The sequence below is a fragment of the Psychrobacter proteolyticus genome, from assembly GCF_039762275.1.
Lineage (GTDB): Bacteria > Pseudomonadota > Gammaproteobacteria > Pseudomonadales > Moraxellaceae > Psychrobacter > Psychrobacter proteolyticus_C.
Window position 1 is genome coordinate 752,951 of the sequence record NZ_JBDLOB010000001.1, and the last position, 9,776, is coordinate 762,726.

General features: G+C 41.2%; 12 protein-coding genes. 5 read left to right on the forward strand and 7 right to left on the reverse strand.

Features of this window, described 5'->3' with window-relative positions; translation table 11 throughout:
• Positions 1-104: 104 nt before the first annotated feature.
• From ABFV72_RS03005 to pqqA, 6 genes are all read right to left on the reverse strand, one after another.
• Positions 105-1,160 carry a dipeptidase gene (locus tag ABFV72_RS03005; protein ID WP_347162381.1) on the reverse strand — a complete coding sequence of 352 codons (1,056 nt, stop codon included), beginning with the start codon at positions 1,158-1,160 and terminating at the stop codon, positions 105-107.
• Positions 1,157-2,329 (reverse strand): pyrroloquinoline quinone biosynthesis protein PqqE, encoded by a 1,173-nt coding sequence (gene pqqE / locus ABFV72_RS03010; protein ID WP_347162382.1) that lies wholly within the window; start codon positions 2,327-2,329, stop codon positions 1,157-1,159. The genes ABFV72_RS03005 and pqqE overlap by 4 nt, the downstream gene beginning before the upstream one ends.
• On the reverse strand, positions 2,326-2,622 hold the full coding sequence (gene pqqD, locus ABFV72_RS03015; protein WP_057760106.1) for a pyrroloquinoline quinone biosynthesis peptide chaperone PqqD: 297 nt from the start codon (positions 2,620-2,622) through the stop codon (positions 2,326-2,328). Before pqqD ends, pqqE begins: the two co-directional genes overlap by 4 nt.
• Entirely contained in the window at positions 2,619-3,377 is a 759-nt protein-coding gene (gene pqqC / locus ABFV72_RS03020; RefSeq protein ID WP_347162383.1) for a pyrroloquinoline-quinone synthase PqqC, read from the reverse strand. Before pqqC ends, pqqD begins: the two co-directional genes overlap by 4 nt.
• A gap of 42 nt (positions 3,378-3,419) precedes the next feature.
• Entirely contained in the window at positions 3,420-4,331 is a 912-nt protein-coding gene (pqqB, locus tag ABFV72_RS03025; protein WP_347162384.1) for a pyrroloquinoline quinone biosynthesis protein PqqB, read from the reverse strand.
• 71 nt (positions 4,332-4,402) lie between these two features.
• A complete protein-coding gene (pqqA, locus tag ABFV72_RS03030) occupies positions 4,403-4,477 on the reverse strand; it encodes a pyrroloquinoline quinone precursor peptide PqqA (RefSeq protein WP_082894360.1) in 75 nt (24 codons plus the stop codon).
• Positions 4,478-4,841: 364 nt separating this feature from the next.
• Between pqqA and ABFV72_RS03035 the strand changes: the two genes are divergently transcribed.
• Positions 4,842-5,093, forward strand: a complete 252-nt coding sequence (locus ABFV72_RS03035; RefSeq protein ID WP_347162385.1) for a hypothetical protein — start codon at positions 4,842-4,844, stop codon at positions 5,091-5,093.
• A gap of 255 nt (positions 5,094-5,348) precedes the next feature.
• On the forward strand, positions 5,349-5,594 hold the full coding sequence (locus tag ABFV72_RS03040; RefSeq protein ID WP_347162386.1) for a hypothetical protein: 246 nt from the start codon (positions 5,349-5,351) through the stop codon (positions 5,592-5,594).
• Between the two features lie 165 nt (positions 5,595-5,759).
• On the opposite strand, the gene ABFV72_RS03045 is transcribed toward ABFV72_RS03040, so the two are convergent.
• Positions 5,760-6,656 (reverse strand): 3-hydroxyacyl-CoA dehydrogenase, encoded by an 897-nt coding sequence (locus tag ABFV72_RS03045; RefSeq protein ID WP_347162387.1) that lies wholly within the window; start codon positions 6,654-6,656, stop codon positions 5,760-5,762.
• Positions 6,657-7,333: 677 nt separating this feature from the next.
• Between ABFV72_RS03045 and ABFV72_RS03050 the strand changes: the two genes are divergently transcribed.
• The 3 genes from ABFV72_RS03050 to ABFV72_RS03060 form a co-directional block, all read left to right on the forward strand.
• Positions 7,334-7,534, forward strand: a complete 201-nt coding sequence (locus ABFV72_RS03050; RefSeq protein WP_347162403.1) for a glutathione S-transferase family protein — start codon at positions 7,334-7,336, stop codon at positions 7,532-7,534.
• Between the two features lie 576 nt (positions 7,535-8,110).
• Positions 8,111-9,073 (forward strand): OmpA family protein, encoded by a 963-nt coding sequence (locus ABFV72_RS03055; protein WP_347162388.1) that lies wholly within the window; start codon positions 8,111-8,113, stop codon positions 9,071-9,073.
• 88 nt (positions 9,074-9,161) lie between these two features.
• On the forward strand, positions 9,162-9,776 hold a 615-nt coding region (locus tag ABFV72_RS03060; protein ID WP_347162389.1), incomplete at its 3' end, for an Ig-like domain-containing protein.

The following is a 9,776-nucleotide window of genomic DNA, read 5'->3' on the forward strand; positions in this document are numbered from 1 at the left end:
TCAGTTTTAAGATAGTTAACATTTAAATTCTTTATATGAGGTATGTTTAATCAGACGAGCTATCCAGCAATCCCTAGACAGTAATTGCTGGATAGCTATTATAATTATTGCCATACCTTATCAAGCACCGTAAACCAGTTTTTTGATGTTATCTTTTCAATCAATTGATCAGAGAAATGGCGTTGCTGCATTCGCTCAATCAGCATGGAGATTTGACTGATATCAGATAACTCATCAGGCAGTAGGCAACCATCGAAATCAGAGCCAAACCCAACGTGATCTTCGCCTAGATGGTCGATCAGATAATCAAGATGGTCGACAATCACATCAAGTGAGGTTTGCGTATTACGTTGCCCATCTGCACGAAGAAACGCCACATCGAAATTTACCCCAACCAAACCATCGCTTTGTTTAATAGCAGCTAGCTGTTGATCGGTCAAGTTCCGTGCTTGCTGACATAGAGCATGCGAATTGGAGTGTGTCGCAACAATAGGCTGGCAGGCAATCTCTATCGTATTCCAAAAAGCACGCTCATTCATATGCGACACATCTATCAACATATGCTTTTCACTGCACTTAAGAATGAGGTCTTTACCTTGAGTCGTGAGCCCAGATCCTGTATCGGGAGAATGCGGAAAAGACGCATTTAAGCCATCACCGAAGAGACTCTTTCTATTCCATAGTGGGCCAATGCTTCTGAGGCCTGCCTCATAAAACATATCAAGCAGGTCAGGCTGTATGGCTAAAAACTCAGCACCTTCCAAATGCAATACAATGGCCAGTTGCTTATTCTGCTGACAGGCATGAATTTGTTCTAACGAGGTGCAAATCTGAATCTGACCGTCAGATCTTGCCTCTAGTTGCTGGGCTAGTTTCAATTGCGCACAGCAGATATCGACAATTTCTTGCGGAGTAAAATCCGAATTTGAGGGGTCAGATAGTTTTTCAGGATGGTTGTTTTTCACATAAGCATAGGGCGGTAAGAAGATAGAAAATAATCCGCCCATCCAGTTCGCGTCTTTGCAACGTTGTAAGTCCAAATGCCCTGGTAGCGTGCCATAAATAAAGTCATGTACCGGATCGGCAGCTGAACTTAGCCAAAGGCGGGTCAACAGATCGTTATGTCCATCAAATATGACAGGCTTAGTATTAGCATTCATATTTCACCTGTTACCATACGAGTAGGAATCAATTTGTCTTTATTCAGCTGTTTGTTACTCAGTGATTTAGAATTCTTTGGATTGCGAAAGCGCAACTCTTCAAAAGGTACAGGCGTCTCGCTGTTGATACGCACCTCCTCAATCAGGTAGTGATAAGGCGATTTGCCACAGACAGGATCGGCGTTTTTGGCGTCTCCAGTCAGCATAAACGCTTGGCAACGGCAGCCGCCATAATCGCGCTCTTTATCTGGGCAGCTTTGGCACATATCGGGCATCCAATCATCACCGCGAAACTGATTGAAGCTCGTAGACTCATACCAAATATCTGACAGTGGTGTATGTCGTACATTAGGAAACTGTATTGGCATTTGTCTGGCAGCATGGCAAGGTAGGGCTGTACCGTCTGGTGCCACTGTTAAGAAAATCTTGCCCCAGCCATCCATACAGGGCTTTGGACGTTCTTCATAATAATCAGGCACCACAAAAATAAGTTTGCATTTGATACCACGTTCTTCAATCTGCTTACGGTATTCATTGGTAATGCGTTCAGCTCGGACCACTTGCGCTTTGGTTGGTAGTAAACCCTCTATGTTCTCAAACGCCCAACCATAAAACTGACAAATAGCCAGCTCGACCGTGTCGGCTTCCAGCTCTAAGCAGAGATCAATAATCTGGTCAATCTGATCGATGTTCTGCCGATGAATCACAAAGTTAAGTACCATTGGATAGTCGTATTGCTTAACCAGACGTGACATCTCATATTTTTGCTCAAAGGCATGTTTTGAACCTGCCAAGGCATTGTTTACCGTTGGATCGCTGGCTTGAAAGCTGATTTGAATGTGCTGAAGACCTGCTTCTTTTAAACGCGCAATCCGAGCTTCGGTTAATCCCATACCCGACGTGATCAAGTTAGTATAAAAACCTTGATTATGCGCATAAGCGACCAGCTCTTCTAGGTCTTGACGAACCAGTGGTTCACCGCCAGAAAAGCCAAGCTGCACCGCACCCATTTGCCGCGCCTGATCAAAGACATCAAACCATTCTTGCGTCGTTAGCTCTTCTTTATACTGAGCATAGTCAATAGGGTTTGAGCAATAAGGGCATTGTAAGGGGCAGCGATAGGTCAGCTCAGCAAGCAGCCATAGCGGTAGCCCGACTGTTGCAGTCATACTAAATCAATCCAATGTTCACGCTGGGCGACTAGCATATATTCGATGATGTCTTGCTCGATTTCGGGAATATCGCCAAACATAGCTTGCACCTTTTGGATAATATCAGCAATGGACGCTTGACCATCAATATGTTGCCCAATGATGCTGGCACTGTCATTGAGCTTAATCATACCTTCAGGGTAGAGCAAGACATACGCGTTTTGCGCAGGCTCAAACTGAAAACGATAACCGTGACGCCATACCGGTACGATGGATTGATCCAGCTCAGGTAAACTAGCAGGTATACTCATTTGAACAATCCTTTATGCCAGACATTGTCAGTGGTAACGCTTTGATAAGGGGCTTGATTATGCACATAGGCCAAGCTCAATGCATCCAAGATCGTCCATAAGATATCGAGCTTAAACTGTAGGATCTCAAGCATACGCTCTTGTTGCTCGGCTGTTTTAAACGAGTCGAGTGTGATGGTCAGACCATGCTCAACATCGCGGCGCGCTTGACTCAAGCGTGAGCGGAAATAGGTATAGCCTTGTTCCTTTATCCAAGGGTAATGCTTGGGCCAAGACTCTAAACGCGACTGGTGAATCTGCGGAGCAAACAACTCTGTAAGTGAGCTACTAGCGGCTTCTCGCCATGAGGTACGTCGTGCAAAGTTCACATAAGCATCGACGGCAAAACGCACACCCGGTAGCACTAGCTCTTCAGAAATCACCTGCTCACGAGTCAAACCAACTGCTTCTGCCAGACCCAACCACGCTTCACGGCCGCCGCCGTCAGGATATACGCCATCTTGATCAATCATGCGCTGGATCCATTCTTGACGCACGCGCTGATCAGGACAGTTTGCCATAATGGCCGCGTCTTTCAATGGGATATTGATCTGATAATAAAAACGGTTGGCGACCCACGCTTGGATTTGCTGCTGCGTGGCGCGCCCTTCATGCATCATGATATGAAAAGGATGGTGGATATGATAATACTGACCTTTTGCCATAATCGCTTGTTCAAACGCTTCTGGACTGAGTGCTGTGTTTTCTTCTTGCATTGTTCTCACCTTACGATTGCTATCTTTGCCTTACCGTTTGTCTTACAGCTCAATCTGCATACCATCAAACGCTACTTCAACACCATGTTGTTTTAATGTCGCAGCCTGTTCAGACTGTTCATTCAATATCGGATTGGTGTTATTGATATGGATCAGCACCTTACGAGCGTTATCCAACTGATCTAGATAATGCAGCGAGCCATCTTCACCACTAATATGCAAATGTCCCATGTCTTGGCCGGTCTTCGTACCGACGCCGCATTCTTGCATCTCGTTATCTGTCCATAGCGTACCGTCAATCATCACACAATCAGACGCTTTCATGATTTGCATGACTTCATTGTCAATTTTGCCCAAGCCTGGCGCATAGAACAGCTGCTTTTGTGTTTTTAAGTCTTTTACAATCAGGGCAATATTGTCGCCATCATGTGGGTCGTTGCGGTGCGGAGAGTAGGGCGGTGCAGAGCTTCTAATCACCAAAGGCGTCAATTCTAAATTGTCAAATCCTTCAATCTTAAACGTCTTTTCTGGATCAATTTGATTATATTGCAAACCGCCATTCCAGTGCTTCAACATGTTAAAGAGAGGAAATCCTGTCGTTAGATCTTGATAGACCATGTCAGTACACCAAACAGGAATTGGACAACCTTCACGCAGGGTCAATAGCCCCGTCGTATGGTCAAGCTGACTGTCCATCAAGACCACATTGGTGATGCCTGTATCTCTCAATTGACGTGCTGGCTGTGCTGCCTTGAACTCAAATAATTGTTGGCGGATATCAGGGGACGCGTTGAATAAGATCCAATCCACACCATTTTCTGATATGGCTATCGAAGATTGGGTACGGGTTTTTGCCTGAATCGTGCCTTGACGGACACCATGGCAATTATCGCAGTTACAGTTCCACTGCGGGAAACCACCACCAGCAGCTGAGCCTAAAACGTGAATATACATAAATCAATATTTCCAAAAAAATAAAAGCCCTAATCATCTAGGGCTTTTAATGGATTGAGTGCTAATGAGTTTTAGCGTGCTTCGAAATACATAGTAACTTCGAAACCGATACGAATGTCTTGAAAAGCTGGTTTAGTCCACTGCATGGGATTACTCCGGAACGATCTTACTATTTAAGAAGTAAGATTAATAAAGTTAATGAGTGATAAAGGGTAGTATAAGCTGCCCCCCGCTGTCAATTTCTTAGATGTTAGTAAAGCGTTAACGAGCATCGATTAAGCAGTCTTTTATAGCACAAATGAAAGCCGGTTTATCATACCGAAAAGACAGTATATCGAGCATAAGATTAAAAATATCTTTGAATAGTTTGAGCATAAATTCTAACTATAAAAAATCTGCTCGAGGGAAGTCAGGTGTATTTCGAGAACTTATGAGTTATACAGATATATTGCAAAAACCGAATTTATCTATAAAGTAATAGGTTAACTTGATAGATACTGGAGCCTGAAGATGATTGCTGAATTACAAGGCAGTGAGTTAACCAAAGCAATCTTGGAAAATGTCAGCAACTATGTATGGTGTGCTGTCAGCAACGTTAGCGATGATTATGCTATCGCAACCATAGATAATGGTTACTACGAATTATTGGTTCCTATTGTAGCCTTTAATAACGACCAGTTCGTTTGTGATAAAGGTGAGCTATGGGAATATGCTGTCTCAGTAAAGAGGGTGGCGCTTACTCAAGATGATGTGGGGCTATAACTTACTATTAATATAATGACTGTTATACTCTGCATGCAGATTAGTTTTACAGCCTATGCATGAAAATCTACCATCTGTCTACAACTTCTTGTTCTAGCTGACAATACATCTGTACTATCTATTTATAAGCTCATCTGTCTAACCACCAATATTTTGCAACGATAGATAAAACAGGTTCGAAGATGCTCAAGCGATTGCTGTTATGAAGCCACTTGTTTAGCTTACTAATCATTGTCATTGAATAGGAGTAACAACATGGATACGGTAATTGTTGGAAGCGAACTAACTCGTTCAATGCTTGAGGACGGTCATCAAAGTATATGGTGTGCTGTAAGTGATGAGAGTGATGAGAATGCTCTAGAAGATCAGGTAGGTAATGACTTCACATCTCGCATTGTGGCTTTTGAAGATGGCCAGTTCTATTGTACGGGCGGTATGCCTTGGAAGTATGCAGTGCCAATTGAGATAGTGGCATTGACGAAATATGACTTTTCCCTCTAATAAACAAACATAACTTAGATAGGTTTGAATAGTTATCGCCGAAAGTAAATCCTAATATTAAGATATTTAGTTAGATAAAATGCGCGACTGACAAGGCCATTCAAGCGATGCAACATAAAGCTTGAATGGCCTTTTGTGTTTTAGAGCCAGTTTGAAAGCTATCTATTATTTCAAAAATTCAGGGCGCATAAAGGCTGGATTTGGATACGTATAAAACCCTTCTCCAGTCGCGAATCCTAGTTTATTTTGATCGATTAATTGTTCTTTTAGATATTGAGCAGCCTTGAACCTCACAGGATTTTGAGTTTTTTCAGCAGATAGTTTTGTGATGTTGTAGGCAGTGTTGATACCGATAGTGTCCAATATGGCAAAGGGGCCTGACGGCGCGCCAGTTACTATCATCCACGTTTTATCTATGGTATGTGGATCGGCAACCTCTTTTGCAACCAATTGCAAAGCTGCATCTATAAAAGGCGCCAACAAACTGTTCATGATATAGCCGGGTTGCTCCTTATCCAGCGGCATTGCCACCATACCGATGGCAGTAGCAAAAGCAACAACCTCATCAAATACTTTAGGATCTGTCCCAGGATGCCCCATGATTTCGGCGACATTATGCATCCAAATTTTATTGGCAAAGTGTAGTGCTAAAAACTTCGCAGGTCGTCCCGTTGATTCTGCAAACTGGCTAGGAAGTAAGGTTGAGGTATTGGTCGCAAAGATGGTTTTCTCTGGCGCTAATTTGGCAAGTTTTTCATAAAATTCGATTTTAATCTCAGGAATCTCGGGAATGGCTTCAATCATTAGATCAGCATCTTTGACTGCTTCTGCTAAGTCTGAGGTGTAGCTGAGATTATCAAAAGCCTTATCCAACTGCTCTTGAGTTGCCCTCAAATCCTTTCGAAAAGCCTTGCACATCAATTGAAATTTTGACTTTGCTTTTTCTAAAACCTCATCATTGATGTCATAGACACTGACATTGAAACCATGAAATGCGGCTTGAAAAGCAATTTGGTAGCCTAGGATGCCGCTTCCCGCGACAGTTACATTTTTATACGTCATTGTATTAACTTCCTAAAAGTAGTGGGTATAAGTTGCTAGATAAATGTCTAGAACTTATAGACCTATTATTAGATGGTTTTACCTTATTATTCAACCTTCATTTTTATAAAAACATTAAAGAGAACCCAAAAATATCGCTATGCAGATATCAAATAATTTCATACCACTTGACTTCTTATATTGTTAAATAATTCAATAGCTTGCTAGTAATATCACTAGCTTCACACCTGATAATTTTATGATAATTGAAGGCTAATTTAATATCATAATGGCATTTTTAATGACTGTTGATGTCAAAATATTGTCGACGAGGTTGTAAAGGAGGACGTAAGCGGTGATGTAGGAATACTCAACGGACCCTAGTACGTTCTAAAAATATCAGTAGACGCGACAACCTGTTTCCTAAACTGCTGATGCTTAGGGTCTTTTTGATATTTTTTGTGCCACAGCATCTGCATGGTAATCGGTGTAGGTTGATAAGGTAATGCCACGCTGTCTAGATGCTCAAATTATAAATTGAGTGCCACGGGTCTTAGCGAAGAATAACTAGAAGAACAACTAATAGAGTGCCGCAAAAACCAAACTTACGACAAAGCACTGTTAGTGTTTCACGAGCACCGTAGTACACATGGTTTTAGTCAAGAGGATGTTGATAAGGCAACCGCAGTTCTTGACGACTGTTTGCAAAAATGGACGCGCGTCTCAAAGATCATGATTGGCTAGTTGGCGATGCCTTTTCATTGGCGGATATTGCTTGGATTCCGCAACTGGTTGTTTTAGGTAGAGCAGGCTATCCTTTTGCTCAGTATGCACATTTTGAGCGCTGGAAAAATACAATTATGGCACGCCCTAGTTTTAAACAAGCAATTACTGATTAGTTGAAGTCGAGATGATTGATGACAGCAGTAAGACTATAATAAGATGCAATTATAATAGTAAAACCTTAGGGTAAAAACTAATCTTAATAGCATTGTCTGGAAAAAATAAACTTCACATACTTGCATAAACTTCGCTTCTTTATAAAAGAGTATCTCAAACAAAAAAATCACCCTAACTTGAAAAGTGCGGGTGATTTTTTTGTCTGCGTATCGACATAAACTTATAACGTCTGTAAATCTATCGAAGCGAGATGAGTTAATAGTTTTTTGAGCTATTAGTAGTAATCATTAATCATTGTTAAAAGATAAGTGTGAGTTGAGGTATCTAACACAAGCCACTGGTTTTTTGATTCCACTATAGCTAGCCTAGTAAAACCTGATGAGTGGTCGAAAGTAGGTTATAAATAGTCAAAATGGACATATTAGTTCACTATAAATATAGTAAACTAATAATTAACGCTAAATTAATTCTTAGTTTATAAACATACATACTATTATTAAACTTTTAATTTGTAGAGAGTTTGACTGCTAATAAAGTATCAACAGACACATCAAACAAGAAGTCGGGATAAAACTATGAAGTTATTACTAAAAAAGAATATGGTTGCTATTATTTTGCCGATAGCTTTGTTTGGTGTGTCTTCTTGCACTATGATTTCTGGTATTGATAATGATGGTGACAGTCGTCGTATTGATGGGGTGGTATGGAACAATCAAGTCGATACTGATATTAATACTATATTAGAAACAGAAGTGGCAGCTGACGAAGCTCGCTTAGTATTTATGCGAAAAAATGACGGTCATACTGAGCAGACCAGTGCCAATATTGCTATTAATAATAGGTTTCAAACTAGCTTGCATGCAAATAATTACACTGTCGTCGAATCTTGTGCTGGTACTAATCAGTTAAGTGCGCATGCTACAGGCTTTAAAAATAATGACTTATTGGCAGATAAAACAGATTATGAGCTAACAGGAGCACAAACCTACTTTTTTCAGGTCAGTATGAGTGAAAGAGGGAAAAGCACTTTAGAGCAGATTAGTTCTGATGTTGCTTTACCATTACTGAATAATAAACGTTATCAATCACACCAGATTAGTCGTGTTATTCCCAATAACTGCAATACACTAGTATTTATCCAGCAACCTACCCGCGTTATCGTAGAACAAAAACCTGTATTAACTGAAAAAGTCATCATTGATCTTGAAGTATTATTTGAGACAGACAAAGCCAGAGTGCGACAAGACTATTATTCAAAAATAGTTGAGTTAGCAGAGTTCATGACTCAGTACCCTAATACAGTTGTCACCATTGAGGGACACACTGATAGTCGTGGTAGTGATGACTATAACCAGGACTTGTCACAGCGCCGAGTCAATGCAGTGAAAAAAGTATTGATTGAAAAATTTAATATTCCAGCAGAACGTGTAAATGCTATTGGTTATGGGGAGCTGCAACCAAGAGCCAGTAACGAGAGTGCCAAAGGTCGACAACTCAACCGTCGAGTCGTAGCCGTGATAGAAGAACGTAATCAATAATTGTGTTTTCCTTGGTGAATGGAGTCACCTATTAATAAGCTAATGTAGAAAGCATATTGAATATAAAATTAAAACAAAGGATAAAAACATGAATACGATTATAGTAAAAACTAACAGTGCGACTCAAACTATTGAGCAAGTGCCAGTAGTAACTAATAATGGCACGCCTACCGTTATTACCGCTATGGATAAAGTGAACTACGAATTCCATGATACTGCTATTGGTCGTGCCCCTAACCATATCATCACTAAACGCATAAAGAATGATCTACATGTCTCTTTTGAAAAAGAGGGAGAAGACAGTGACCTTATTATAGAAGGTTTTTATGATGATCCAGATGCTGCTTTGATCGGCATCGCTGAAAATGGTGAATACTATTACTATATCCCTGATACTGGCGAGACTTACGACTACGTCACGCAATTAGAAGTTGGCGATGTTGAGGGACAAGCGTTAGGTGGTGAAGATTATATAGCCGCTGCTGTTATTCCTTGGTGGATACCTGCAGCAGCTGGATTAGGTTTGGTAGGTATAATTGCAGCGGCAAGTGCAAAAGGAGATGACAGTGTAGAGCCTGTGAATGATGCGCCTGTGGCAACCGACGCCGCTATTAGCACGCCAGAAGGTGAGGCTATTGCGGTACCGCTGATTGCCAGCGACCTCGATGGCGACATTGAGAGCATCAGCATCAGCACCTTGCCA

Coding starts and splice junctions, on each gene's coding strand:
- ABFV72_RS03035 (WP_347162385.1), top strand. CDS start 4,842: ATGATTGCTGAATTACAAGGCAGTGAGTTAACCAAAGCAATCTTGGAA.
- pqqC (WP_347162383.1), bottom strand. CDS start 3,377: ATGCAAGAAGAAAACACAGCACTCAGTCCAGAAGCGTTTGAACAAGCG.
- pqqB (WP_347162384.1), bottom strand. CDS start 4,331: ATGTATATTCACGTTTTAGGCTCAGCTGCTGGTGGTGGTTTCCCGCAG.
- pqqE (WP_347162382.1), bottom strand. CDS start 2,329: ATGACTGCAACAGTCGGGCTACCGCTATGGCTGCTTGCTGAGCTGACC.
- ABFV72_RS03005 (WP_347162381.1), bottom strand. CDS start 1,160: ATGAATGCTAATACTAAGCCTGTCATATTTGATGGACATAACGATCTG.
- ABFV72_RS03045 (WP_347162387.1), bottom strand. CDS start 6,656: ATGACGTATAAAAATGTAACTGTCGCGGGAAGCGGCATCCTAGGCTAC.
- ABFV72_RS03040 (WP_347162386.1), top strand. CDS start 5,349: ATGGATACGGTAATTGTTGGAAGCGAACTAACTCGTTCAATGCTTGAG.
- pqqD (WP_057760106.1), bottom strand. CDS start 2,622: ATGAGTATACCTGCTAGTTTACCTGAGCTGGATCAATCCATCGTACCG.
- ABFV72_RS03055 (WP_347162388.1), top strand. CDS start 8,111: ATGAAGTTATTACTAAAAAAGAATATGGTTGCTATTATTTTGCCGATA.